22 protein-coding genes and 1 pseudogene are annotated in these 24,634 nt (G+C 66.4%); 14 read left to right on the forward strand and 9 right to left on the reverse strand.

Annotated features, from left to right (window positions below; translation table 11 throughout):
• Window positions 1-112 precede the first annotated feature (112 nt).
• The 4 genes from clpS (at window position 113) to HWX00_RS31910 (ending at window position 5,110) form a co-directional block, all read left to right on the forward strand.
• Complete coding sequence (gene clpS / locus HWX00_RS31895) at window positions 113-427, forward strand: ATP-dependent Clp protease adapter ClpS (protein ID WP_006398529.1); 315 nt, start codon at window positions 113-115, stop codon at window positions 425-427.
• On the forward strand, window positions 424-2,724 hold the full coding sequence (gene clpA / locus HWX00_RS31900; protein ID WP_034186321.1) for an ATP-dependent Clp protease ATP-binding subunit ClpA: 2,301 nt from the start codon (window positions 424-426) through the stop codon (window positions 2,722-2,724). The genes clpS and clpA overlap by 4 nt, the downstream gene beginning before the upstream one ends.
• A 103-nt stretch (window positions 2,725-2,827) precedes the next feature.
• On the forward strand, window positions 2,828-4,207 hold the full coding sequence (locus HWX00_RS31905) for an amino acid permease (protein ID WP_034186341.1): 1,380 nt from the start codon (window positions 2,828-2,830) through the stop codon (window positions 4,205-4,207).
• Window positions 4,208-4,339: 132 nt separating this feature from the next.
• Window positions 4,340-5,110 carry a COG4705 family protein gene (locus tag HWX00_RS31910; RefSeq protein ID WP_175028256.1) on the forward strand — a complete coding sequence of 257 codons (771 nt, stop codon included), beginning with the start codon at window positions 4,340-4,342 and terminating at the stop codon, window positions 5,108-5,110.
• Window positions 5,111-5,164: 54 nt separating this feature from the next.
• Here the strand turns inward: HWX00_RS31910 and dut are convergent, their stop codons facing one another.
• From dut to HWX00_RS31935, 5 genes are all read right to left on the reverse strand, one after another.
• Window positions 5,165-5,611 carry a dUTP diphosphatase gene (dut, locus tag HWX00_RS31915; RefSeq protein ID WP_034186320.1) on the reverse strand — a complete coding sequence of 149 codons (447 nt, stop codon included), beginning with the start codon at window positions 5,609-5,611 and terminating at the stop codon, window positions 5,165-5,167.
• Window positions 5,612-5,666: 55 nt separating this feature from the next.
• Complete coding sequence (gene coaBC, locus HWX00_RS31920; protein WP_175028255.1) at window positions 5,667-6,878, reverse strand: bifunctional phosphopantothenoylcysteine decarboxylase/phosphopantothenate--cysteine ligase CoaBC; 1,212 nt, start codon at window positions 6,876-6,878, stop codon at window positions 5,667-5,669.
• Between the two features lie 67 nt (window positions 6,879-6,945).
• Complete coding sequence (lspA, locus tag HWX00_RS31925) at window positions 6,946-7,446, reverse strand: signal peptidase II (RefSeq protein WP_034186318.1); 501 nt, start codon at window positions 7,444-7,446, stop codon at window positions 6,946-6,948.
• Window positions 7,447-7,448: 2 nt separating this feature from the next.
• Window positions 7,449-10,286 carry an isoleucine--tRNA ligase gene (ileS, locus tag HWX00_RS31930; protein ID WP_124609502.1) on the reverse strand — a complete coding sequence of 946 codons (2,838 nt, stop codon included), beginning with the start codon at window positions 10,284-10,286 and terminating at the stop codon, window positions 7,449-7,451.
• 102 nt (window positions 10,287-10,388) lie between these two features.
• Window positions 10,389-11,381 carry a bifunctional riboflavin kinase/FAD synthetase gene (locus HWX00_RS31935; protein ID WP_034186316.1) on the reverse strand — a complete coding sequence of 331 codons (993 nt, stop codon included), beginning with the start codon at window positions 11,379-11,381 and terminating at the stop codon, window positions 10,389-10,391.
• A 123-nt stretch (window positions 11,382-11,504) separates the two neighbouring features.
• On the opposite strand from HWX00_RS31935, the gene purN reads away from it, so the two are divergent.
• The 6 genes from purN to nadC all read left to right on the forward strand — a co-directional run bounded on the left by purN (window position 11,505) and on the right by nadC (window position 18,508).
• Entirely contained in the window at window positions 11,505-12,167 is a 663-nt protein-coding gene (purN, locus tag HWX00_RS31940; protein WP_034186315.1) for a phosphoribosylglycinamide formyltransferase, read from the forward strand.
• Window positions 12,164-13,429: an RsmB/NOP family class I SAM-dependent RNA methyltransferase gene (locus HWX00_RS31945; protein ID WP_034186314.1), complete on the forward strand. Its 1,266-nt coding sequence runs from the start codon at window positions 12,164-12,166 to the stop codon at window positions 13,427-13,429. Before purN ends, HWX00_RS31945 begins: the two co-directional genes overlap by 4 nt.
• An 18-nt stretch (window positions 13,430-13,447) precedes the next feature.
• On the forward strand, window positions 13,448-14,830 hold the full coding sequence (locus tag HWX00_RS31950; protein WP_034186313.1) for a mechanosensitive ion channel family protein: 1,383 nt from the start codon (window positions 13,448-13,450) through the stop codon (window positions 14,828-14,830).
• Window positions 14,831-15,050: 220 nt separating this feature from the next.
• Window positions 15,051-16,247, forward strand: coding sequence for a DesA family fatty acid desaturase (locus HWX00_RS31955; protein WP_034186312.1), 1,197 nt, complete (start codon window positions 15,051-15,053; stop codon window positions 16,245-16,247).
• Window positions 16,248-16,493: 246 nt separating this feature from the next.
• Window positions 16,494-17,630: a quinolinate synthase NadA gene (nadA, locus tag HWX00_RS31960; RefSeq protein ID WP_034186339.1), complete on the forward strand. Its 1,137-nt coding sequence runs from the start codon at window positions 16,494-16,496 to the stop codon at window positions 17,628-17,630.
• A complete protein-coding gene (nadC, locus tag HWX00_RS31965; RefSeq protein WP_034186311.1) occupies window positions 17,627-18,508 on the forward strand; it encodes a carboxylating nicotinate-nucleotide diphosphorylase in 882 nt (293 codons plus the stop codon). Before nadA ends, nadC begins: the two co-directional genes overlap by 4 nt.
• 97 nt (window positions 18,509-18,605) lie before the next feature.
• Here the strand turns inward: nadC and nadB are convergent, their stop codons facing one another.
• The 4 genes from nadB to radC all read right to left on the reverse strand — a co-directional run bounded on the left by nadB (window position 18,606) and on the right by radC (window position 21,783).
• Complete coding sequence (gene nadB, locus HWX00_RS31970; protein ID WP_034186310.1) at window positions 18,606-20,192, reverse strand: L-aspartate oxidase; 1,587 nt, start codon at window positions 20,190-20,192, stop codon at window positions 18,606-18,608.
• Between the two features lie 161 nt (window positions 20,193-20,353).
• A complete protein-coding gene (gene rpmG / locus HWX00_RS31975; RefSeq protein WP_006478046.1) occupies window positions 20,354-20,521 on the reverse strand; it encodes a 50S ribosomal protein L33 in 168 nt (55 codons plus the stop codon).
• A 17-nt stretch (window positions 20,522-20,538) separates the two neighbouring features.
• On the reverse strand, window positions 20,539-20,772 hold the full coding sequence (gene rpmB, locus HWX00_RS31980) for a 50S ribosomal protein L28 (RefSeq protein WP_004186391.1): 234 nt from the start codon (window positions 20,770-20,772) through the stop codon (window positions 20,539-20,541).
• Window positions 20,773-21,009: 237 nt separating this feature from the next.
• On the reverse strand, window positions 21,010-21,783 hold the full coding sequence (radC, locus tag HWX00_RS31985) for a RadC family protein (protein WP_034186309.1): 774 nt from the start codon (window positions 21,781-21,783) through the stop codon (window positions 21,010-21,012).
• Window positions 21,784-21,919: 136 nt separating this feature from the next.
• Between radC and HWX00_RS31990 the strand changes: the two genes are divergently transcribed.
• From HWX00_RS31990 to HWX00_RS32005, 4 genes and pseudogenes are all read left to right on the forward strand, one after another.
• Window positions 21,920-22,375: an FKBP-type peptidyl-prolyl cis-trans isomerase gene (locus HWX00_RS31990; RefSeq protein ID WP_034186308.1), complete on the forward strand. Its 456-nt coding sequence runs from the start codon at window positions 21,920-21,922 to the stop codon at window positions 22,373-22,375.
• A 2-nt stretch (window positions 22,376-22,377) separates the two neighbouring features.
• Complete coding sequence (gene ispH, locus HWX00_RS31995; RefSeq protein WP_034186307.1) at window positions 22,378-23,358, forward strand: 4-hydroxy-3-methylbut-2-enyl diphosphate reductase; 981 nt, start codon at window positions 22,378-22,380, stop codon at window positions 23,356-23,358.
• A 204-nt stretch (window positions 23,359-23,562) separates the two neighbouring features.
• Window positions 23,563-24,304, forward strand: a pseudogene (locus tag HWX00_RS32000) (amino acid-binding protein).
• A gap of 211 nt (window positions 24,305-24,515) precedes the next feature.
• Window positions 24,516-24,634, forward strand: a 119-nt coding sequence (locus HWX00_RS32005; protein ID WP_425102587.1) for an ABC transporter permease subunit, incomplete at its 3' end; no start/stop codon positions are given.

Here is a 24,634-nt window from a genome sequence, read left to right on the forward strand (position 1 = left end):
TTTCGTATGGCACGAAGACGATAGCGTGTTCCGGGATACCGGGGAGGGCGCCGGCCGGTCGGTCGGGTTATGGCAGGATTGCGGGCCTGTCCGAGTTGTTTAGAATGGGTGTATGGCGATTATCCCGGACAAGCAGGACAGTACCGTCCTGGAACGCAAGCAGCAGAAGCTCAAGCCGCCTTCGATGTACAAGGTGGTGCTGCTGAACGACGACTTCACGCCGATGGAATTCGTTGTGATGGTGGTCCAGGAGTATTTCAAGAAGGATCGCGAGACGGCCACGCAGATCATGCTGAAGGTCCATCGCGAAGGGCGAGGGGTATGTGGGGTCTATACGCGGGACATCGCGTCGACCAAGGTTGAGCAAGTCGTTACCCATGCGCGGCAGGCCGGGCATCCGCTGCAGTGCGTGATGGAGGAAGCATGATTGCCCAGGAATTGGAAGTCAGCCTGCACATGGCGTTCATGGAAGCACGCCAGGCGCGCCATGAGTTCATCACGGTCGAGCACCTGCTGCTGGCCCTGCTGGATAATCCGACGGCAGCCGAGGTGTTGCGCGCGTGCGCGGCAAACATCGAGGACTTGCGTCAGAACCTGCGCAATTTCATCCACGACAACACACCGACCGTCCCGGGTACCGACGATGTCGATACCCAGCCGACGCTCGGTTTCCAGCGGGTGATCCAGCGCGCGATCATGCACGTCCAGTCGACGTCGAACGGCAAGAAGGAAGTCACCGGCGCGAACGTGCTGGTCGCGATCTTCGGCGAGAAGGATTCGCACGCCGTGTACTACCTGCAGCAGCAGGGCGTCACGCGCCTCGACGTGGTGAACTTCATTTCGCACGGCATCGCGAAGACGAACAACGGCGAAGCCGCGAAGTCGACCGACGCGAACGCGGAAAGCGAAGACGCGAACGCGCAGAAGGAAACGCCGCTCGCGCAGTTCACGCAGAACCTGAACCAGATGGCGAAGGACGGCCGCATCGATCCGCTGATCGGGCGCGAGCCCGAAGTCGAGCGCGTCGTGCAGGTGCTGTGCCGTCGCCGCAAGAACAATCCGCTGCTCGTCGGCGAAGCCGGCGTGGGCAAGACCGCGATCGCCGAAGGGCTCGCGTATCGCATCACGCGCGGCGAAGTGCCGGACATCCTCGCGAACGCGCAGGTGTACTCGCTCGACATGGGCGCGCTGCTCGCGGGCACCAAGTACCGCGGCGATTTCGAGCAGCGTCTGAAGACGGTGCTGAAGGAACTGAAGGAGCGCCCGCACGCGATCCTGTTCATCGACGAAATCCATACGCTGATCGGCGCGGGCGCCGCGTCGGGCGGCACGCTCGATGCGTCGAACCTGCTGAAGCCGGCGTTGTCGTCGGGCACGCTCAAGTGCATCGGCGCGACGACGTTCACCGAGTATCGCGGCATCTTTGAGAAGGATGCGGCGCTGTCGCGGCGCTTCCAGAAGGTCGACGTGACGGAGCCGAGCGTCGAGCAGACGGTCGCGATCCTGCGCGGGCTGAAATCGCGCTTCGAGGAGCATCACGGCGTCAAGTATTCGTCGGGTGCCTTGTCGGCCGCGGCCGAACTGTCGGCGCGCTTCATCACCGATCGTCACCTGCCGGACAAGGCGATCGACGTGATCGACGAGGCCGGCGCCGCGCAGCGCATCCTGCCGAAGTCGAAGCAGAAGAAGACGATCGGCAAGAGCGAGATCGAGGAAATCATCTCGAAGATCGCACGCGTGCCGGCGCAAAGCGTGTCGCAGGACGATCGCAGCAAGCTGCAGACGCTCGACCGCGACCTGAAGAGCGTCGTGTTCGGCCAGGATCCGGCGATCGACGCGCTCGCGGCCTCGATCAAGATGGCGCGCGCGGGGCTCGGCAAGATGGACAAGCCGATCGGTGCGTTCCTGTTCTCCGGCCCGACGGGCGTCGGCAAGACCGAAGTGGCGCGCCAGCTCGCGTTCACGCTCGGCATCGAGCTGATCCGTTTCGACATGTCGGAATACATGGAGCGTCACGCGGTGAGCCGCCTGATCGGCGCGCCGCCGGGTTACGTCGGGTTCGACCAGGGTGGCCTGCTGACCGAAGCCGTCACGAAGAAGCCGCATTGCGTGCTGCTGCTCGACGAAATCGAGAAGGCGCATCCGGACATCTTCAACGTGCTGCTGCAGGTGATGGACCACGGCACGCTGACGGACAACAACGGCCGCAAGGCGGATTTCCGCAACGTCATCATCATCATGACGACGAACGCGGGCGCCGAGTCGATGCAGAAGGCGACGATCGGCTTCACGACGCGCCGCGAAACGGGCGACGAGATGACCGACATCAAGCGCCTGTTCACGCCGGAGTTCCGCAACCGCCTGGATTCGATCATCAGCTTCCGCTCGCTCGATGAGGAAATCATCATGCGCGTGGTCGACAAGTTCCTGATCCAGCTCGAGGAACAGCTGCACGAGAAGAAGGTCGACGCGCTCTTCACCGACGCGTTGCGCAAGCATCTCGCGAAGCACGGCTTCGACCCGCTGATGGGCGCGCGGCCGATGCAACGGCTGATCCAGGACACGATCCGGCGCGCGCTGGCCGACGAGCTGCTGTTCGGCAAGCTCCTCAACGGCGGTCACGTGACGGTCGACGTCGACGAAAACGACAAGGTGCAGTTGTCGTTCGACAAGCTGGCGAATCCGCCGCACAAGCCGAACGAAGAGACGGTCGAAGTCGAGTAAGCGATAATTCGTTGTTCATGCGAACGGCGCGGGAAGTTCTCCGCGCCGTTTCGTTTTATCCGGCGCCGGCGGCGCGATGGTGGTGCAGGGGAGTGGTAACGCAGTGACACAACAACAACGGTCGTTCGACGATATCGTCGCGCGCGAACAAGGGTTGCGCCACGCGCTGACGTCGGGGCAGATGGCGATGATCGCGATCGGCGGTGCGATCGGCACGGGGCTGTTCCTCGGCAGCGGATTCGCGATCGGGCTCGCGGGCCCGAGCGTGCTCGTGTCCTATGCGATCGGCGCGCTGATCGCGCTGCTGCTGATGGGCGCGCTCGCGGAAATGACGGTCGCGCACCCGACGGCCGGCTCGTTCGGCGCGTATGCCGAGCACTACGTCGGCCCGCTCGCGGGCTTTCTGGTGCGCTATGCGTACTGGTTCGCGGTCGTATTCGCGATCGGTACCGAAATCAGCGCGATCGCCGTGTTCATGAAGTACTGGTTCCCCGCCGTACCCGGCTGGTACTGGGTGATCGGCTTCTCCGCGCTGCTGATCGCCGTGAATCTCGCCAGCGTCACGCTGTACGGCACGGTCGAATACGCGTTCTCGCTGCTGAAGATCGCGGCGATCGTCGTGTTCATCGTGCTCGGCGCGTATCTGGTCTGGTCGGCGCCGGCCGCATCGGGCATCGGTTTCGCCAACTACACCGCGCACGGCGGCTTCATGCCGAAGGGGCCGTGGGGCACCTGGGTCGCGGTGATCGTCGCGATCTTCAGCTACATGAGCATCGAAGCCGTCGCGATCGCAGCCGGCGAGGCGCGCGATCCGCAGCACGCGGTCACGCGCGCGTTCCGCTCGACGGTGTTCCGGCTCGTGCTGTTCTACCTGCTGACGCTGTCGCTGATGCTTGCGATCGTGCCGTGGACGGCGGCCGGTACCGACGAGAGCCCGTTCGTGAAGGTGATGGCCGCGACGCATGTGCCGTACGCGGCCGGCGTGATCAACTTCGTGCTGCTGGTCGCGGCGCTGTCGGCGATGAACAGCCAGCTCTACGTGACGACGCGGATGATGTTCAGCCTGTCGCGCGCACGGCTCGCGCCCGCGGTGTTTGGCCGGCTCGGCGCGAACGGCGTGCCGCGCGCGGCGCTGTGGATCTCGACCAGCGGCGTCGCGGTCGCGGCCGTGCTGGTCGCGCTCGCGCCCGACACCGCGTTCACGGTGATGATGGCGATCGCGATGTTCGGCGCGCTGTTCACGTGGCTGATGATCTTCATCACGCACCTGCGCTTCCGTGCGCGGTATCGCGGCCCCGTGCTCGCGTTCCGGATGTGGGGCCACCCGTTCGGCAGCCTGCTCGGCGCGGCGCTCGTCGCGGCGATCCTGCTCACCACCGCGTTCACGCGCGAATTCCGGATGACGATGGTGGTCGGCGTCGTGTTCGCCGTGCTGCTGACGCTCGCGTACGCGCTGCATTACCGGCACGAACACGCGCGCTGACGGCGCCGGCGTACTCGTGCACCGGCTTCACGTTCGCTAAGGTTCCGTTAAGCCGGCGGCGACTACATTCGATCCTGTCCGCAAGGCGGGCCGGCACGCGCCGGCTCGCCGCTTCCTGCAAATGGGGTTCGAATGAACAAACTTCCCGAAATCACGCTCGCGTTCTGGATCATGAAGATCTGCGCGACGACGCTCGGCGAAACCGGCGGCGACCTGCTGTCGATGACGCTGAACGTCGGCTACGCGGTGAGCTCGATCCTGCTGTTCGGTTTCTTTCTCGTGACGCTGGGCGCCCAGCTCCGGACGACGCGCTATCGCCCGGCGGTCTACTGGGCCGTGATCGTCGCGACGAGCACGGCCGGCACGACGATGTCCGACTTCATGGACCGCACGCTCGGCCTCGGCTACGCAGCCGGTTCGTCGATCCTCGTCGCGATCCTGCTGGCGATCTTCGCGGTCTGGCGCCTGAGCGGCGAATCGCTGTCGGTCGACCTGATCCGCACGCGCAAGGTCGAACTGCTGTACTGGAGCGCGATCCTGTTCTCGAACACGCTCGGCACCGCGCTCGGCGATTTCCTCGCGGACAGCTCGGGGCTCGGCTTCGGCGGCGGCGCGCTGCTGATCGGCGGGCTGCTGGCGGTGATCGTGCTCGCGCACTACGTCACGCGGATCTCCGGCGTGCTGCTGTTCTGGGCCGCGTTCGTGCTCACGCGTCCGTTCGGCGCGACGGTCGGCGACCTGCTGACGAAGCCGGTCGCGAAGGGCGGCCTCGCGCTCGGGACGGTCGGCTCGTCGGCCGTGTTGCTCGGCGTGCTGGTCGCGATGGTGATCTATGCGAGCATCGCGCAGGCGCGGCGGCGCGAACCGGTGCCCGCGCGGATCGCGCAGCCGGCCGGCGAGTGACGATGAACGGAAAAGAAAAAGGGGCCGCGCGGCCCCTTTTTCGTGTGATGCCGATCAGTGGCGGCCGGTGCTGCCGAAGCCGCCTTCGCCGCGATCGCTCTCGGCGAAATCGTCGACGATGTTGAACTGCGCCTGCACGACCGGCACGATCACGAGCTGCGCGAGCCGTTCGAACGGGTTCAGCACGAACTCGGTCTGGCCGCGGTTCCACGTCGAGACCATCAACTGGCCCTGGTAGTCGGAGTCGATCAGGCCGACCAGGTTGCCGAGCACGATCCCGTGCTTGTGGCCGAGGCCCGAGCGCGGCAGGATCAGCGCCGCATAGCCGGGATCGGCGAGGTGGATCGCGAGGCCCGTCGGGACGAGCGTCGTTTCGCCCGGCCGCAGCGTGACCGGGGCGTCGAGGCACGCGCGCAGGTCGAGGCCCGCGCTGCCGGTGGTCGCGTAGGCGGGCAGGTAGTCGCGCATGCGCGCGTCGAGAATCTTCAGGTCGAGTTTCATGCGGTCGTCGAATCGGTCGGGAAGGGCGCGGCGGCCAGCGCCGCCGCGCGGGTGATCAGATCAGGCGGTTGTCGGGCAGGCGCTTCGCGATTTCCGCGACGAGCGCATGCGCGAGTTCGTCCTTCGGGGCGCGCGGCAGGCGCGTGAGGCCGGCCGCTTCGAACAGCACGACTTCGTTGTCGTCGCGGCCGAACGTCAGCGGGCCGAGATTGCCGACGAGCAGCGGCACGTTCTTGCGCTTGCGCTTTTCGTCGCCGTGCACGTCGAGGTCGCCGCTTTCGGCCGCGAAACCGACGCAGAACGGCGGATCGGGCAGCGCCGCGACCGACGCGAGGATGTCGGGGTTCTCGACGAACGCGAGCGCCGGCATCTTGCGGTCGGCCGTCTTCTTCATCTTGTGCTCGGCCGGCTGATCGACGCGCCAGTCGGCCACCGCGGCCACCGCGATGAAGATGTCGGCATCGGCGACCGCATGCATCACCGCGTCGTACATCTGCTGCGCGGTCTGCACGTCCTGGCGGTACACGCCCCACGGCGTGTCGAGCACGACCGGCCCCGCGACGAGATGCACGTCGGCGCCGGCCTGCTGCGCGGCGCGCGCGAGCGCGAAGCCCATCTTGCCGCTCGAGCGGTTCGTCAGGCCACGCACGGGATCGAGCGGTTCGAACGTCGGCCCGGCCGTGATCAGCACGCGCCGGTGCGCGAGCACCTTCGGCGCGAAGTGCGCGACGATGGCTTCATAGATCGCCTCGGGCTCGAGCATGCGGCCGTCGCCGACTTCCCCGCATGCCTGCGCACCCGAATCCGGGCCGAGCACCGACACGCCGTCCGCGCGCAGTTGCGCGGCGTTGCGCTGCGTGGCCGGGTTCTGCCACATCTGGCGGTTCATCGCGGGCACGACGAGCAGCGGACAGTCGCGTGCGACGCACAGCGTCGACAGGAGGTCATCGGCAAACCCGTGCGCGAGCTTCGCGAGGAAGTCCGTCGATGCTGGCGCGATCACGATCGCGTCGGCCTCGCGCGACAGGTCGATGTGCGCCATGTTGTTGTCGACGCGCGCATCCCACTGGCTCGTGTAGACGGGCCGGCCCGACAGCGCCTGCATCGTGACGGGCGTGATGAACTGGGTGGCCGCTTCGGTCATCGCGACCTGCACGGTCGCGCCGGCCTTCACGAGCAGCCGCGTGAGCTCGGCGATCTTGTAGCAGGCGATGCCGCCCGTCAGGCCGAGAACGAGGTGTTTTCCTGCGAGTTCTGCGTGTGCCAACTCAGGCCTCCAAGGGTCAAACGGAACGGCCGGCGCGAAGCCGGCCGTCGACGCCGAGTATGCGCGTTTAGCGCGAGCCGCGCACGCGACGCAGCTCGTCGTAGATCAGCAGCACCGCGCCGACCGTGATCGCGGAATCGGCGAGGTTGAACGCCGGGAAGTGCCAGGCGCCGAGGTGGAAATCGAGGAAGTCGATCACGTGGCCGTAGACGAGCCGGTCGATCACGTTGCCGAGCGCGCCGCCGAGGATCAGCGCGAGCGACAGGCTGAACAGCCGCTGCTGGCCGTGGCGCTTCAGCAGGAAGCAGATCACGAGCGTCGCGCCGATGCCGAGCGCGGTGAACGCCCAGCGCTGCCAGCCGCCGGCGGTCGACAGGAAGCCGAACGCGGCGCCGCGGTTGTACACCAGCACGAGGTTGAAGAACGACGTCAGCGCGTGCTGCGCGCCGTACGCGAACGTTTTCAGGATCGCGATCTTCGACAGCTGGTCGAACAGGATCACGATCAGCGAAATGCCGAGCCAGGGCGCAAGCGCGCCGCTGGCCGGTTTCGACAGGGTTTTCGCCATATTCAAGCAGCGCTCCGGATTTCGCCGTTTTCGAACAGGTTGGAGAAGCAGCGGCCGCACAGCGTCGGATGATCGGCGTGCGCGCCGACATCTTCGCGGTAGTGCCAGCAGCGTTCGCACTTCTGGTACTTCGAGGCGGCCACGTCGACGCTTTCCTGCGCTTCGTCGTCGACCTTGACGACCGTCGCGGCCGACGTGATCAGCACGAACTTCAGGTCGTCGCCGAGGCTCGTGAGCGCGTCGTAACGCGCGCCGCTCGCGTGCACGGCGACTTCGGCCTGCAGCGACGAGCCGATGCGGTTCGCGGTGCGCGCTTCCTCGAGTGCCTTCGTCACGTTGCCGCGCACCTCGCGCAGCAGCGCCCACTTCTCGATCAGCGCGGCCGAGCCGGCGACGTCCGGATACGCATAGTAGGTTTCCGTGAAGATCGTGTCGCTGGCCGGCTGGAACACCTTCCACGCTTCTTCCGCCGTGAACGACAGGAACGGCGCGAGCACGCGCAGCAGGCCGTGCGTCAGGTGGTACAGCGCCGTTTGTGCCGAGCGGCGCGCGCGCGAGTCGGCCGCGCTCGTGTACAGGCGGTCCTTCAGCACGTCGAGGTAGAAGCCGCCGAGATCTTCCGAGCAGTACGTCTGCAGCTTGGCGACGACCGGATGGAATTCGTACTTCTCGTAGTGGCCGAGCAGCTCCGTCTGCAACTGCTGCGAGAACGCGACCGCATAGCGGTCGATCTCGAGCCATTCGTCGACCGGCACCGCGTGCTGCGCGAAGTCGAAGTCCGACAGGTTCGCGAGCAGGAAGCGCAGCGTGTTGCGGATGCGGCGATAACCTTCGGTCACGCGCTTCAGGATTTCCTCGGAGATCGCGAGTTCGCCCGAGTAGTCGGTCGACGCGATCCACAGACGGATGATTTCCGCGCCGAGGCGGTTCGCGACTTCATGCGGGTCGATCCCGTTGCCGAGCGACTTGCTCATCTTGCGGCCTTCGCCGTCGACCGTGAAACCGTGCGTGAGCAGGCCCTTGTACGGCGCGCGGCCGTCGATCATCGACGCGGTCAGCAGCGACGAGTGGAACCAGCCGCGATGCTGGTCCGAGCCTTCGAGGTACAGGTCGGCCGGGAATTGCAGCTGATCCTTGTGCGAGCCGCGCAGCACGTGCCAGTGCGTCGTGCCCGAGTCGAACCACACGTCGAGCGTGTCGCGGTTCTTTTCGTACAGGTTCGCATCGTCGCCGATCAGCTCGCGCGGGTCGAGCGACTGCCACGCCTCGATGCCCGACTGCTCGACGCGCTTCGCGACTTCCTCGAGCAGCTCCAGCGTGCGCGGATGCAGCTCGCCGGTTTCCTTGTGCACGAAGAATGCCATCGGCACGCCCCACTGGCGCTGGCGCGACAGCGTCCAGTCGGGACGGTTCGCGATCATGCTGAACAGGCGCTGCTTGCCCCACGACGGGTAGAACGCGGTTGCGTCGACGCCTTCGAGCGCCGTTTCACGCAGCGTCTTGCCGCCGTCGCGCGGGGTGACGTCCATGCCGGCGAACCACTGCGACGTGGCGCGGTAGATGATCGGCGTCTTGTGGCGCCAGCAGTGCATGTAGCTGTGCGTGTACTTCTCGCTGCGCAGCAGCGAGCCGGCCGCGTTCAGCGCGTCGACGATCTTCGGGTTCGCGTCCCAGATCGACAGGCCGCCGAACAGCGGCAGCGATTCGATGTAGCGGCCGTCGCCCATCACCGGGTTGATGAAGTCCGAATCGGTCATCCCGTGCGCCTTGCACGACATGAAGTCCTCGATGCCGTACGCGGGCGACGAGTGCACGACGCCGGTACCCGTGTCGGTCGTCACGTAGTCGCCGAGGTAGACGGGGGCCGTACGCTTGTAGCCGGGGTGGGCCGATGCGAGCGGGTGGTGGAAGCGCAGGTTGGCGAGCTTCACGCCCGGCGCGGTCGCGACGACGCGGCCCGTCAGCTTGAAGTCGGCCATGCAGGCTTCGACGCGCTCCTGCGCGATGATCAGCAGCCCGCGCTCGGTGTCGACCAGCGCGTAGACGATTTCCGGATGGAGGTTCAGCGCCTGGTTGGCGGGGATCGTCCACGGCGTGGTGGTCCAGATCACGATGCCGCCCTCGGCGCGCGGCAGTGCCGGCAGGCCGAACGCCTGCGCGGTCTTTTCCGGTTCCGCGAACGCGAACATCACGTCGATCGTCGGATCGGTGCGGTCCTTGTACTCGACTTCCGCCTCGGCGAGCGCCGAGCCGCAGTCGAAGCACCAGTTCACCGGCTTCAGCCCGCGGTACACGTAGCCTTTCTCGATGATCTTGCCGAGCGCGCGGATCTCTTCCGCCTCGTTCACGAAGTTCATCGTCTTGTACGGGTTCGCCCAGTCGCCGAGCACGCCGAGGCGCTTGAAGCCGACCTTCTGCTTCTCGATCTGCTCGGTCGCGTACGCACGCGCCTTGCTCATCACTTCGGCTGCCGGCAGCGACTTGCCGAACTGCTTCTCGATCTGGATTTCGATCGGCATGCCGTGGCAATCCCAGCCCGGCACGTACGGCGCGTCGAAGCCGGCCATGTTGCGCGACTTGACGACGATGTCCTTCAGGATCTTGTTGACCGCGTGGCCGAGGTGGATGTCGCCGTTCGCATACGGCGGGCCGTCGTGCAGGATGAACTTCGGCCGGCCCTTGCTGGCCGCGCGGATCTTCTCGTAGAGGCCGCGCTCCTCCCATTCCTTGACCCACTGCGGCTCGCGCTTGGGCAGGTCGCCGCGCATCGGGAACGGCGTGTCGAGCAGGTTGACCGGATACTTGGCCTGCGGTTTCGAATCGGCTTTCTTGTTGCTCATGATGGGATCGCTATCTAAATCGGGAGACGCTCGGGCGTCGTGAATCGGGGATGCGCGCGAGTGGGCGGCGCGAGGGTGCGGCGCCGGGCGCCGCCGTCCGGATCAGCTAATTCGGTCGGTTGCCGACGTCGAGAAGCCCGTGGCGCGGCTGCCCGGCGCACGGTCGCGTTCGATGAAGTACGCGCGCGCGTTCGCGACGTCCAGGGCGATCGCGCGCGACAGCGCCTCGAGGTCGTCGAATTTCGCCTCGTCGCGCAGCTTCTTCAGGAATTCGACGCGGATGAGCTTGCCGTACGCGTCGCCATGCCAGTCGAGCAGGTGCACTTCGAGCAGCACGCGGCCGGAATCGTCGACGGTCGGGCGCAGGCCCAGGCTCGCGACGCCCGGCAGCGGGTCGGGGCCGAGGCCGTGCACTTGCACGACGAAGATGCCCGCGAGCGCCGGCCGCTTGTGCGCGATCGGCAGGTTCAGCGTCGGGAAACCGAGGTCGCGGCCGAGCTTCAGCCCGTGCGCGACGTGGCCGCTGATCGCGTAGCCGTGGCCGAGCGCCTGCGCGGCCGCGTCGAGATCGCCGGCCGCGAGCGCGGCGCGCACACCCGAGCTGGAAATGCGCGTGCCGTCGCTGCCGGCTACCGTGCCCATCTGCTCGACCTCGAAGCCGTACTGCTCGCCGGCCGCCTTCAGCGTGTCGAAGGTGCCCGCGCGTTTCGCGCCGTAGCAGAAATCGTCGCCGACCATCATCCAGCGCGTGTGCAGCCCGTTCACCAGCGTGCGTTCGACGAACGCCTGCGGCGACTGGCTCGCGAAGGTATGGTTGAAGTGCTCGACGACGACGCGGTCGACACCGTGATCGCGCAGCGCCTCGAGCTTGTCGCGCAGCATCGCGATGCGCGGCGGCGCGCCGGCCGGATTGAAGAATTCGCGCGGGTGCGGCTCGAACGTCATCACGCACACGGGCAGGCCGCGCGCGTCCGCTGCCGCGCGCACGCGCGCGAGCAGGGCCTGGTGGCCGCGATGGACACCGTCGAAGTTGCCGATCGTCAGCGCGCACGGGGCACGGCTCTCGGCGTTGGGCAGGCCGCGGAAGACTTTCACGATAGCGGATGCAGCGGTCGGGGAATGGGCGGTGGGATGCCGCAAAGCAGAAGATTATAAACGTTCGGACGGGCCGGCGGCCGAGAAGGCGGGAAACGCGGGGGCGAATGGTAAAATTCGCGGATGAAAAAACTCGTGATCCTGATTTCCGGTCGCGGCAGCAACATGGAGGCCATCGTCCGCGCGTGCGCGCAGGAACGCTGGCCGGCCGAGATTGCCGCCGTGATCGCCAACCGGCCCGATGCGGCCGGCCTGGCTTTTGCCGCGTCGCACGGGGTGGCGACGGCGGTGGTCGACCACCGGTCGTTCGACGGCCGCGACAGCTTTGACGCGGCGCTCGCCGCCGAGATCGACCGTTTCGCCCCCGATCTCGTCGTTCTCGCCGGCTTCATGCGCATCCTCACGCCCGCATTCGTCAGACGATACGAGGGCCGGCTGCTGAACATCCATCCGTCGCTGCTGCCGAGCTTCAAGGGTATCCATACGCATCAGCAGGCGCTCGACGCGGGCGTCGCGCTGCATGGCGCGAGCGTGCATTTCGTCATTCCCGAGCTCGACAGCGGCGCGATCGTCGCGCAGGGCGCGGTGCCCGTGCGCGCCGGCGACGACGCGGCCGCGCTCGCGCGGCGCGTGCTGAGCGTCGAGCATGTGCTGTATCCGCGCGCGGTGCGCTGGTTCGTCGAGGGGCGTCTGCGCCTCGAGAACGGCCGTGCAGTGGTCGCGCCGGAAGAGGCGCGCTGGATTTTCGCGGATCAACCGCATACCGAAACGAGCGAGGGCGTATGAAGCTGCACGGATTCCTGATTGGCCAGACCGAGACTTTGCTGGCCGAGGTGCTGAAATTCGCCGGCCCCGCCGATGCGACGACGAGCCGGTTCTTCCGCGCGCACCCGAAGCTCGGGCACGCCGAGCGCGGCGTGATCGCCGAGGCCGTGTTCGCGGTGCTGCGCCGGAAAATGGAGTTTTCGCACCTCGCCGAAAGCGGCACGGGTACGCCGGCGCGGCGCCTGACGCTGCTCGGCCTGATGCAGACGGTCGGCCGCAATGCGCTGAAGCCGTTCCTGTCCGACACCGAGTCCGCCTGGCTCGAGCACGTGTCGAAGATCGATCCGGCGAGCCTGCCGGTGCGCATTCGCTCGAACCTGCCCGACTGGATCCATCAGGCGCTGTCGGCCCGTTTCGATGGCGAGGAGCTCGCGCAGCTTGCCGCCGCGCTGAACTACCCGGCGCCGCTCGACCTGCGTGCCAACGCGCAGAAGGCGACGCGCGACCAGGTGATCGAAGCGCTGCGCGTGAGCGGCATCGAGGCGGGCGCGACGCCGTTCGCGCCGTTCGGCGTGCGGGTGGTCGGCAAGCCGGCGCTGACGCGCCTGAAGCTGTTCGAGGAAGGCGCGATCGAGGTGCAGGACGAAGGCAGCCAGCTGCTGTGCTCGCTGGTCGCGCCGCGCCGCGGCGAAATGGTCGTCGACTTCTGCGCCGGTGCGGGCGGCAAGACGCTCGCGCTGGGCGCGATGATGCGCTCGACCGGGCGGCTCTATGCGTTCGACGTGTCGGAGAAGCGCCTCGCGAAGCTGAAGCCGCGCCTCGCGCGCAGCGGGCTGTCGAACGTGAACCCGGTGCTGATCGACAGCGAGCACGACGCGAAGATCAAGCGGCTCGCCGGCAAGATCGACCGCGTGCTGGTCGACGCGCCGTGCAGCGGCCTCGGCACGCTGCGCCGCAATCCGGACCTGAAGTGGCGCCAGTCGCGCACGGCGATCGACGAGCTGACACCGAAGCAGGCGTCGATCCTCGCGAGCGCCGCGCGTCTCGTGAAGAAGGGCGGGCGGCTCGTCTATGCGACCTGCAGCGTGCTCGACGCCGAGAACGAGCGCATCGTCGAACAGTTCCTGGCCGATCATCCCGAGTTCGTGCTGGTGCCGGCGCAGAAGGTGCTGGCCGACCAGCGCATCGAACTGGAGACGGGCGACTACCTGTCGCTGTGGCCGCATCGTCACGCGACCGACGGCTTCTTCGCCGCGGTGCTCGAACGGCGCGCCGCGCAGTAACGACTGCCCGGACGGACGATGGAAAATCTGCAGAGCCGCCTGCTGTCGCACCGGCTGGAATCGGTCATTCGTGACTTCCACCAGCCGGTGATGATCTGGCAGGCGGCGATTCTCGTCGGCGCGTTGTGCTTCGCGTGGGTGACCGCGCGCTTCGTGCACGGCCGCATCGATGCGCGCCGCCGGGCGGCCGGACGTGCGCCCGGCGCGGGCGCGCAAAGCCTGAAGCGCGCGTTGTTCCCGTTGTTCGGCAGCGTCTTCGTCGGCGCCGCGCAACTCGCGTTCGACCCGTTCATGTCGACGTCGCTGCTGCAGCTCGCGCTCGTGCCGCTGTTCGGCATCGGGTTGATCTACGTGCTGTTCTTCTTCGCGCGGCGCGTGTTCGCGCGCGACGGCCACACGCATGCGTGGCTGTCGATCGTCGAGAAGGTGGTGTCGACCGTCGTGTGGGCCGCGATGGTGCTGACCGTGCTCGGGATCCAGCGCGACGTGCTCGGCTGGCTCGACAGCGTGCAGTTCCGCGTCGCCAATGCGCATCTCACGCTGCTGTCGGTGATCTCGGGCGCGCTGTGGGTGTGCGTGACGCTGATGGTCGCGATGTGGCTCGGCTCGGTGCTCGAGGATCGCCTCACGCGCGCGAGCACGCTCGACGCGAACCTGAAGGTCGTGCTGTCGCGGGTCGGCCGCGCGCTGCTCGTGTTCGCGGCGATCCTGATCGGGCTGTCGCTGGTCGGCATCGACGTGACCGTGCTCGGCGTGTTCGGCGGCGCGGTGGGCGTCGGTCTCGGCTTCGGGCTGCAGAAGATCGCGAGCAACTACGTGTCGGGCTTCATCATCCTGCTCGACCGCTCGCTGCGGCTCGGCGACGCGATCAGCGTCGGCGGGCTGCAGGGCGTCGTCACGCAGATCCGCACGCGCTACACGGTCGTGCGCGGCCTCGACGGTAACGAGACACTGATCCCGAACGAGAAGCTGATCACCGACGTCGTGCAGAACCAGTCGTCTTACCTGACGCGCGGTTATGCGAAGGTCGCGGTGCAGGTCGCGTACACGAGCGACGTCGAGCACGCGCTCGCGCTGCTCGCCGACGCGGCGAAGGACGTGCCGCGCGTGCTGGCGGAGCCCGCGCCGACGCCGTATCTGGTGAGTTTCGGTGCGGACGGGATCGACCTGGAGCTTGGTTTCTGGATCGAGGATTCCGCGAAAGGCACGTCGGGCGTGCGTTCGAGCGTGAACCGCAACATCTGGCGGTTGTTCAGCGAGCACGGGATCTCGATTCCGTTTCCGCAGCGCGAGGTGCGCGTGGTCGGATTGCCGGACGGTTTTCCCGCCGCCGGTACGACGGCCGGGCCCGATCCGGCGGCCGCGAACGGCGCGGCGAACGGGCGCGCACCGGCTGCATAGCGCGCGCCGGCCGTCAAATGCTTTGACCCCGCGGCCGGAACCGGATCGCACGCCCGTCCAAGTCCGCCCGTGGACTGCTCCGGTTGCGCCAGGGCAAGAAAATATTCATTTTTTACAAAGACTTGGAACGGTTGAAGTAGAATCCAAGTCTATACGCGGTATGCTTTCATTTTTCTGACGCCTGCGCGAGCCGGCGTCGCTCTCATCACAGGTAACTGCCTTGTTGAATTCCCTGCTCGATTTTCTTTCCCACGGGCTCCTGCGTTTTTCGTGGTGGCAGGTCGCGCTGTTCGCGCTCGCCGTCACGCACGTCACGATCATCGGCGTGACGGTCTATCTGCACCGCTGCCAGGCGCATCGTGCGCTGGAACTGCATCCGATCGCGAGCCACTTCTTCCGGCTGTGGCTGTGGATGACGACCGGCATGCTGACGGGCCAGTGGGCCGCGATTCACCGCAAGCACCATGCGAAGTGCGAGACCGAGGAAGATCCGCACAGCCCGCAGACGCGCGGGATCTGGAAGGTGTTCCTCGAGGGCGCGGAACTGTATCGCGCGGAAGCGAAGAACGAAGAGACGATGCGCAAGTTCAGCCACGGCACGCCGAACGACTGGGTCGAGCGCAATGTCTATTCGAAGTACCCGATTCTCGGCATCAGCCTGATGATGGTGATCGACGTCGCGCTGTTCGGCGTGATCGGCCTGACCGTGTGGGCCGTGCAGATGGTCTGGATCCCGTTCTGGGCGGCTGGCGTCGTCAACGGCTTCGGTCACTTCTGGGGCTATCGCAACTTCAACTCGGCCGACGCGAGCACGAACCTGTTCCCGTGGGGCATCGTGATCGGCGGTGAAGAACTGCACAACAACCACCACACGTTCGCGACGTCGGCGAAGCTGTCGAACAAGTGGTACGAGTTCGACATCGGCTGGATGTACATCCGCATCATGTCGGCGTTCGGTCTCGCGAAGGTGAAGAAGGTTGCGCCCACGCCGCGCCTGAACAAGCCGAAGACGGTGCTCGACCAGGAAACGCTGCAGGCCGTGCTGTCGAACCGCTACGAAGTGATGGCGCGCTACGGCAAGGCCGTGAAGCGTGCGTACCGCCAGGAGCTCGCGCACCTGAAGGAACTCGGCTCGAGCGAGAAGTACCAGCTGATGCGCGGTGCGCGCAAGTGGTTCCACAAGGACGCCGACGGCCTCGACGAGCCGCAGAAGAAGCTGCTGCCGGAAATCTTCGCGAACAGCCAGAAGCTGCATACGTACTTCCAGCTGCGCCAGGACCTGGCCGCGATCTGGGATCGTTCGACCGCGTCGCGCGAACAGCTCCTCGCGCAATTGCAGGATTGGTGCCATCGCGCGGAACAAAGCGGCATCAAGGCGCTGCAGGAATTCGCGACGCGCCTGCGTCGCTACGCCTGATTCGAAATCGATTAGAATCTCAGGACGTCACAAACCCCGCGTTGGCGGGGTTTTTTCATTTGGGCCGCCGGTTTTGATGGGCGTTCGGCAGGGCGGATTGGTATGAAGCTTGGGGCGGTGGCGAGCGGGTGCCCCGGGCGAGCAGGGGAGCGGAGCAGGCGCCGAGCACCCCACTCCGGCCGACCGCGAAGCATGGGATCCGAGTGAGCGCCAAAGCGCTCACTCGGATCGACAGGAGATATGGAGATGCAATCGACGATCAAACCCGTCGAGTACGACCGGCCCGTCGCGGCAGGGACCGTGTGCGGCGTGGGGCAGGCATGGGCCAAGGTGCCCGACGCGCCGTCCGCCGAGGAGCGCGCTGCATTGAAGGCGCGCATCAAGACGCTGCTCGCCCGTGAAAAGGCCGTGCTGGTCGCCCACTACTACGTGGATGCCGAGCTGCAGGAGCTGGCCGACGAAACGGGCGGCTGCGTTGCCGATTCGCTCGAAATGGCCCGCTTCGGCCGCGATCACGACGCGCAGACGCTGGTCGTCGCCGGCGTGCGCTTCATGGGCGAAACCGCGAAGATCCTGAGCCCGAACAAACGGATCCTGATGCCCGATCTCGACGCGACCTGTTCGCTCGACCTCGGCTGTCCGGTCGACGAATTCTCGGCGTTCTGCGATGCGCATCCGGACCGCACCGTCGTCGTCTACGCGAACACCAGCGCGGCCGTGAAGGCGCGCGCGGACTGGATGGTCACGTCGTCGATCGGCCTCGAAATCGTGGCCGACCTGCACGCGCGCGGCGAGAAGATCATCTGGGCACCGGACCGCCATCTCGGCAGCTATATCCAGAAGAAAACCGGCGCGGACATGCTGCTGTGGCAAGGCTCGTGCCTCGTCCACGACGAGTTCAAGGGTATCGAGCTCGACCTGCTGCGCGCCGAATATCCGGACGCGAAGGTGCTCGTCCATCCCGAGTCGCCGGAAAACGTCGTCGCGCAGGCGGATGTCGTCGGCTCGACCACGCAACTGATCGATGCGGCGGTCAAGTTCGACGCGACGCACTTCATCGTCGCGACCGATCTCGGCATCCTGCACAAGATGCAGCTCGCCGCGCCCGGCAAGACCTTCATCGCCGCGCCGACGGCCGGCAACAGCGCGACCTGCAAGAGCTGCGCGCACTGCCCGTGGATGGCGATGAACGGCCTCGCGAACCTTGCGGACGTGCTCGAACGCGGCCACAACGAGATCTTCGTCGATCCCGCGATCGGCGAGCGTGCGCGTTTGCCGATCGACCGGATGCTCGAGTTCGCGGCCGCGCACAAGAAGCGCGTGCAGGCGAGCGGTGACCTGCAGCGCGACCAGGGGCTGTTTGCGAACGTGGGGGCCGCATGAGCGACGCCGTATCCCCGCTGTTCGACAGCGTTCGTGAGCAATACGGCGCGGCATTCGACGACGCGATCGCGCGCAACGTGGCCGACGCGATCGCGGAAGACGTCGGCACCGGCGACCAGACCGGGCGGCTCGTGCCGGCCGGCGGGCGCCGCCGGGCGCGGATCATCGTGCGTGAGGAAGCCGTGCTGTGCGGCGTGCCGTGGTTCGAGGCGGTGATCGCCCGGATCGATCCGTCGATCACCGTGCAATGGCGCTATCGCGAAGGCGACCGCATGACGCCCGATTCGACCGTCTGCGAACTCGACGGGCCGGCGCGCGCGCTGCTGACGGCCGAGCGCAACGGGCTGAATTTCCTGCAGCTGCTGTCGGGCGTCGCGACCGCGACGCGCCGCTACGTCGATCGCATCGAAGGCACGCGCGCGAAGATCCTCGATACGCGCAAGACGCTGCCGGGCCTGCGGCTTGCGCAGAAGTATGCGGTGCGCGTCGGCGGCGGCGAGAACCAGCGCCTCGCGCTGTACGACGGCATCCTGATCAAGGAGAACCACATCGCGGCGGCAGGCGGGGTCGGCGAGGCGCTCGATGCGGCATTTGCGCTGGAGTCGGGCGTACCCGTGCAGATCGAGGTCGAGACGCTCGCGCAACTTGACACGGCGCTCGCGCATCGTGCGCAGTCGGTGCTGCTCGACAACTTCACGCTCGACATGATGCGTGAAGCCGTGCGTGTCGCGGCCGGCAAGGCCGTGCTCGAGGTATCGGGCGGCGTCAATTTCGAGACGGTGCGTGCGTTCGCGGAAACGGGCGTCGATCGCATCTCGATCGGCGCGCTGACGAAGGACGTGCGCGCGACCGACTATTCGATGCGGATCGTCGACTGACCGAACGTCGTCGGGTCAGACAAAAAAGCCGCCGGCGCGCAAACGCCAGCGGCTTTTTTCCTGGGCGCTCCCGGCCGTAACCGGGAAGGGCATACGCTCAGCGGCGCGCGCGCGGCGTGAGCACGCTCGGCAATGCCTTCGGCAGCGTATGCGGCCAGTCGCGGCTGTAGTGCAGCCCGCGGCTTTCGCGGCGCGATTGCGCACTCTTCACGATCAGCGTCGCCACATCGACGAGGTTGCGCAGTTCCAGCAGGTCGCGCGTCACGCGGAAGTTCGCGTAGTACTCGTGGATTTCGTCGCGCAGCAGCGACAGCCGGTGCTTGGCGCGTTCGAGGCGCTTGTCGGTGCGCACGATGCCGACGTAGTTCCACATCAGGCGGCGCAGTTCGTCCCAGTTGTGCGCAACGACGACTTCCTCGTCGGCATCCGACACGCGGCTTTCGTCCCATGCGGGCAGCGTCGCCGGCGTGTCGGCGTCGAAGCCGGCCGCCTCGATTGCTTCGGCGGCCGCACGGCCGATCACCAGACATTCGAGCAGCGAGTTGCTCGCGAGCCGGTTCGCGCCGTGCAACCCGGTGCACGACGTCTCGCCGACCGCATACAGGCCCGCGAGATCGGTGCGTCCGGCGAGATCGGTGACGACGCCGCCGCACGTGTAGTGCGCGGCCGGCACGACGGGAATCGGCTGTTTCGCGATGTCGATGCCGAATTCGAGGCAGCGCGCATGGATCGTCGGGAAGTGTTCGCGCAGGAACGCTTCCGGCTGATGGCTGATGTCGAGATACACGCAGTCGATCCCGCGCTTCTTGATCTCGAAGTCGATCGCGCGTGCGACGATGTCGCGCGGCGCGAGCTCGGCGCGCGGGTCGTGCGCGGGCATGAAGCGCGTGCCGTCGGGCAGTTTCAGCAGGCCGCCTTCGCCGCGCACGGCTTCCGAAATCAGGAACGACTTCGCATACGGATGGAACAGGCAGGTCGGGTGAAACTGGATGAATTCCATGTTCGACACGCGGCAGCCCGCGCGCCACGCCATCGCGATGCCGTCGCCGGTCGCGGTGTCGGGGTTCGTCGTGTACAGGTAGACCTTGCCGGCACCGCCCGTGGCGAGCACGGTGTGCGGCGCCTCGATCGTGATCGTGCGGTCGTTGTCGACGTCGAGCGCATACAGGCCGTGACAGCGGCGGCCGGGCAGGCCGAGCCGGTCCGACGTGATCAGGTCGATCGCGTGGTGGTTCTCGAAGAACGTGATGTTCGGATGCTGGCGCGCGCGCTCGGATAGCGTCGCGAGCACCGCATGGCCGGTCGCGTCGGCCGCGTGGATGATCCGGCGGTGGCTGTGGCCGCCTTCGCGCGTCAGGTGAAAGCCGAGTTCGGCCGCGTCGTCCTTCGTGAACGGCACGCCTTGCGAGATCAGCCATTCGATCGCTTCGCGGCCGTGCTCGACGATGTAGCGCGTCGCGCCTTCGTCGCACAGCCCGCCACCGGCGACCAGCGTGTCGTCGACGTGGTTCTCGATACTGTCCGCCGAGTCGAGGACCGCCGCGATACCGCCTTGCGCGTTATCGCTTGCCCCCTCCATCATCGAACGTTTCGCGATCAGCGCGACACGTCGCGTGCTGGCCAGGTTGAGTGCGACCGACAGCCCTGCCAGGCCGCTGCCGACGATCGCCACGTCGAATTTCATGCTGCATCTCCATCGTTTACGCTTTTGATCTTGTGCGTTCCGGCAGCCGTGGCCGCGGAAAGGGAAGAGCATACCGCGTCGGGCCGGAGCGTGCGCGCAAAACAAAAAGCCCCGCAGGAGCGGGGCTTTTCGGTCGCCGTCAGGCTGGCAGAAACCGGAGATTACTTGATCTTGGTTTCTTTGTATTCCACATGCTTGCGGACGACGGGATCGAACTTCTTGATCGCCATCTTTTCCGGCATGTTGCGCTTGTTCTTCGTGGTCGTGTAGAAGTGACCCGTACCAGCGGTGGACTCGAGCTTGATCTTGTCGCGTGCGCCTTTTGCCATGATTGTGCTCCTTGGGCTTAGGCTTCGCCGCGTGCGCGCAGGTCAGCGAGCACGGAATCGATGCCGTTCTTGTCGATCAGGCGCAGGCCGGCGTTCGAAACGCGCAGGCGCACCCAGCGGTTTTCGCTCTCTACCCAGAACCGGCGGTTTTGCAGGTTCGGCAGGAAGCGGCGCTTCGTCTTGTTGTTGGCGTGGGAAACGTTGTTGCCGCTCATCGGCGCTTTCCCAGTTACTTGGCATACGCGTGCCATGAGAGCACTCCTAATACGCTAAATTCGGGGTTCGATCGCCGGTGAAGGTTCCATCGCACCGCCACGTGATCCATGGCTGCACTCAGAACGCCGTAGCCCTTACAGACAAGGCCCTTCGATGGCTAGAACTGGTTGGAAAAAAGACAGACGACGATTCTAGCAGAAAAAGTTCAGAAAAATCAAACCTAATTTCGCTTCGTCGTTGCGGCGCCCCGGGGTGGGCTGCCGCGGCACAGTCTACAGCCAACCGGCGCGTGCGAACGAAAAAGTGTCGCCGGTGCCGACGACGATGTGGTCGAGCAGCCGCACGTCGACGAGTTCGAGCGCATCTTTCAGCACGCGGGTGAGGCGACGGTCTTCCGCGCTGGGCTGTACGGCGCCCGACGGATGGTTGTGCGCGACGATCAGCGACGCGGCGTTGTGCACCATCGCGCGTCGCACGATCTCGCGCGGATAGACGGCCATCCGCGTGAGCGAGCCGCGCGTGATTTCCTCCATGTCGATCAGGCCGTTGCGCGCGTCGAGGTACACCGCGACGAACACCTCGTGCGGACACGTGCCGATCCTCAGCCGCAGGCAATCCTCGACGGCGCGGGGCGAATCGATCGGCGTGCGCACCTGCGCCTTCTCGTTCAGCACGCGCCGGGCGATCTCGATGATCGCGGCCAGCCGCGCGGCACGCGCGGGGCCGATGCCGGGGTGCGCCTCGAAATCGTCGGTGCTCGCTTCGAGCAGCCCGCGCAACGTCCTGAACCGATCGACCAGTGCGCGGGCGGTGATGAAGACATCGTGCCCGGGCTTGCCCGTGCCGAGCAGCAGCGCGATCAGTTCGTCGTCGGTCAGCGCGGCCGGCCCGCGCTCCAGCAAGCGCTCGCGCGGTCGCTCGGGCCGCCAGTCGGCCGGGCGGCGCTTGCGCCGGCGAATCGGGATGACGCGGCCGGGCGGATCGGCCGGTGCATCGGCATTGTCCCGGCATTCGGCCGGCGGCAGGGCGAGGCAGGGTGACAGCATGCTTGGAACTCCATTGGCGGCAGGGTGGTGTGCGCGACGTCGTCGCACTTTCCGCCTTGCTCGCTCAGGTGACTTACAATATTGACTTTGCGCCGGGCCATTCGGCCGTATCGGGCGCCGACTGAACGAGTAATTCATGAGCCTCATCGATCTATCCGAAGTGAAGCCCGGTTCCCACGTCACGTTGCATTACCGGCTGGCACTGGCCGACGGCGCCGACATCGTCAACACCTTCTCCGACAAGCCGGCCACGCTGCTGCTGGGCGCGGGGCAACTGGCGCCCTCGCTCGAACAGATTCTGCTCGGGCTCCGGGTGGGCGACCACTCGACTTTTCAGCTAGCCCCGGAACAGGGGTTCGGTCCCCGCAATCCCGACATGCTCCAGCGCGTGACGCTGTCGACGTTGCGCGAGAACGGGATGGTCGGCGACGATTTCACGCCGGGCGAACTGATCGAGTTCAACGCACCGGACGGCGGCCGGTACGCAGGGGTGCTGAAGGAGGTCGGCGAGACCTCGGCGCTGTTCGACTTCAATCATCCGCTCGCGGGCCAGGCGCTCACGTTCGAAGTGAAAATCATCGGAATCCTGTAATCATGAGCAACACCGATACGCTGTCCGGGCAAACCGTTGCCGCCGATGCCGAAATCCTGCTGGCCCAGCCGCGCGGGTTCTGCGCGGGTGTCGACCGCGCGATCGAGATCGTCGAGCGTGCGATCGCGATGCACGGTGCGCCGATCTACGTCCGTCACGAAATCGTCCACAACAAGTACGTGGTCGAGGATCTGAAGAAGAAAGGCGCGATCTTCGTCGAGGAACTCGAGGAAGTGCCGGCCGGCAACACCGTGATCTTCAGTGCGCACGGCGTGTCGAAGGCCGTGCGCGACGAGGCCGACGTGCGCGGGCTGCGCATTTACGACGCAACCTGCCCGCTCGTCACGAAGGTGCACGTCGAAGTGGCGAAGATGCGCCAGGATGGCGTCGACATCGTCATGATCGGGCACAAGGGCCACCCGGAAGTCGAAGGCACGATGGGGCAGGTCGAGCGCGGCATGCATCTCGTCGAGAGCGTCGAGGACGTGCAGAAGCTCGAACTCGCCGATCCCGAGCGCATCGCGCTCGTCACGCAGACGACGCTGTCCGTCGACGACGCCGCGGAGATCATCGGCGCGCTGAAGGCGAAGTATCCGAAGATCCGCGAGCCGAAGAAGCAGGACATCTGCTATGCGACGCAGAACCGCCAGGACGCGGTGAAGTTCATGGCGCCGCAGTGCGACGTCGTGATCGTCGTCGGGAGCCCCAACAGCTCGAATTCGAGCCGCCTGCGCGAAGTGGCCGAGAAGCGCGGCGTGGCCGCGTACATGGTCGATGCACCCGACCAGATCGATCCGGCATGGGTCGCCGGCAAGCGCCGTATCGGCGTGACGGCCGGCGCGTCGGCGCCGGAAGTGCTCGCCCAGGCCGTGATCGCGCGGCTGCGCGAGCTCGGCGTGCGCAATGTCCGCGCGCTCGACGGCATCGAGGAAAACGTGTCGTTTCCGCTGCCGCGCGGGTTGAACCTGCCGCCTGCCGCCTGATTGCCGCATTGCACCCGCGGAACACCGAAGCGCGCCTCCCGGCGCGCTTTTTTTTGGTGCCTCGAAATCATAATCGCAACCAATATTCGCAAGCATGGTGCAACCCGGTTGCTCCCGATGTTTCCAGCCGTCTCTCAAAATTGGTTGCAATGCAGGAAAACCCCATCGAATCAGGATTATTGGCGTCCTATAAATGGAGTTACAATGCGCCCGTTTTCAAGCCGGAATGGCTTTGAAATCGGGTTTTGGCAAGGCGCGGGAGACCATTCGATGCATGTGAAGTTGGCTTACGCCGAGTCCGCCGCCGCACCGGTTGCAATGCTTGCCGGATGCAGCAAAAAGAGCGGCGACAGGGCGGGCAGGAAGGCTGCGGCGTTCGCGGCGCCGCCGGCCAGCGGCGCGTGCGTCGCCGGACCCGGTCGTGCGGCGCCATCGGCGTGCCGTATCGCGCAATTGGGTAACGACAAGGAATACGGGGCACGTTTGACGATTGACGAAATCAACGCGCTTGGCGTGACGAACGCTCCGGCAGCGGGCATGCCGGTCGTGTCGCGGCAAGCCGCCGGTCGCGGCGCGACGGTGACCGGTCGCGCCGCTCGACGGATGCCGGCCGCTCGCGCCGCCGCGGGCAGCGCGCAGATGTCACCGGCCCCCCTTCATTTCAATTCGATGAAACAGCGTGCCGCCACGACCGATCCGGTCATGGCGCGCGGTCTGGTTCGTACGATGGATTCCGACGCAGTCCTGACGAATGTCGGGTGCGGCGGCCGCCATGTCCTGACGGGCGGCGCGGCGCGGAATCCGATCCGTCCGGGGGGCGGCGCTTGCGTCGCGCCGGACGGGCCAAGGCACGGATGCCGGGAAACCGGACGAAGGCCGTCTCGGCATGCTGCCCCACGACTTCAAGGAGGCCACGAACACCGTCCTCGACGTCGTGACGATTTAGCGACGGGACTCATGACGGCACCGGAACAGTGCGGTGCCGTTTTTGTATCCGCCCCGGCGGCAGGTCCGGCCGTACAGGCCGGGCGGCGCGCGCCGGGACGATCCACCCTTACCGGTATCGACTAGTACCCGCAGTGTCGCCGAGAAGGCGCGATTCCTCGCTTACCCGCGGGGCGCAACGTCCTCCGGCAGCACGGGCCAAGGAGCTTTAAATGGATATTTTCGTCCAGCAGGTTCTCAACGGGCTGGTGCTCGGCAGTGTCTACGCCATCATCGCGTTGGGCTACACGATGGTGTACGGCATTCTCGGCATCATCAACTTCGCGCACGG

This window comes from Burkholderia seminalis DSM 23518 (assembly GCF_902832885.1).
Classification (GTDB): Bacteria; Pseudomonadota; Gammaproteobacteria; order Burkholderiales; family Burkholderiaceae; genus Burkholderia; species Burkholderia seminalis.

What these genes read in the sequence shown, in the direction of transcription:
- clpS (WP_006398529.1), top strand. Translation starts at nt 113, where the DNA reads ATGGCGATTATCCCGGACAAGCAGGACAGTACCGTCCTGGAACGCAAG.
- clpA (WP_034186321.1), top strand. Translation starts at nt 424, where the DNA reads ATGATTGCCCAGGAATTGGAAGTCAGCCTGCACATGGCGTTCATGGAA.
- HWX00_RS31910 (WP_175028256.1), top strand. Translation starts at nt 4,340, where the DNA reads ATGAACAAACTTCCCGAAATCACGCTCGCGTTCTGGATCATGAAGATC.
- dut (WP_034186320.1), bottom strand. Translation starts at nt 5,611, where the DNA reads ATGAAACTCGACCTGAAGATTCTCGACGCGCGCATGCGCGACTACCTG.
- lspA (WP_034186318.1), bottom strand. Translation starts at nt 7,446, where the DNA reads ATGGCGAAAACCCTGTCGAAACCGGCCAGCGGCGCGCTTGCGCCCTGG.
- ileS (WP_124609502.1), bottom strand. Translation starts at nt 10,286, where the DNA reads ATGAGCAACAAGAAAGCCGATTCGAAACCGCAGGCCAAGTATCCGGTC.
- purN (WP_034186315.1), top strand. Translation starts at nt 11,505, where the DNA reads ATGAAAAAACTCGTGATCCTGATTTCCGGTCGCGGCAGCAACATGGAG.
- HWX00_RS31945 (WP_034186314.1), top strand. Translation starts at nt 12,164, where the DNA reads ATGAAGCTGCACGGATTCCTGATTGGCCAGACCGAGACTTTGCTGGCC.
- HWX00_RS31950 (WP_034186313.1), top strand. Translation starts at nt 13,448, where the DNA reads ATGGAAAATCTGCAGAGCCGCCTGCTGTCGCACCGGCTGGAATCGGTC.
- nadA (WP_034186339.1), top strand. Translation starts at nt 16,494, where the DNA reads ATGCAATCGACGATCAAACCCGTCGAGTACGACCGGCCCGTCGCGGCA.
- nadC (WP_034186311.1), top strand. Translation starts at nt 17,627, where the DNA reads ATGAGCGACGCCGTATCCCCGCTGTTCGACAGCGTTCGTGAGCAATAC.
- nadB (WP_034186310.1), bottom strand. Translation starts at nt 20,192, where the DNA reads ATGAAATTCGACGTGGCGATCGTCGGCAGCGGCCTGGCAGGGCTGTCG.
- rpmG (WP_006478046.1), bottom strand. Translation starts at nt 20,521, where the DNA reads ATGGCAAAAGGCGCACGCGACAAGATCAAGCTCGAGTCCACCGCTGGT.
- rpmB (WP_004186391.1), bottom strand. Translation starts at nt 20,772, where the DNA reads ATGGCACGCGTATGCCAAGTAACTGGGAAAGCGCCGATGAGCGGCAAC.
- radC (WP_034186309.1), bottom strand. Translation starts at nt 21,783, where the DNA reads ATGCTGTCACCCTGCCTCGCCCTGCCGCCGGCCGAATGCCGGGACAAT.
- HWX00_RS31990 (WP_034186308.1), top strand. Translation starts at nt 21,920, where the DNA reads ATGAGCCTCATCGATCTATCCGAAGTGAAGCCCGGTTCCCACGTCACG.
- ispH (WP_034186307.1), top strand. Translation starts at nt 22,378, where the DNA reads ATGAGCAACACCGATACGCTGTCCGGGCAAACCGTTGCCGCCGATGCC.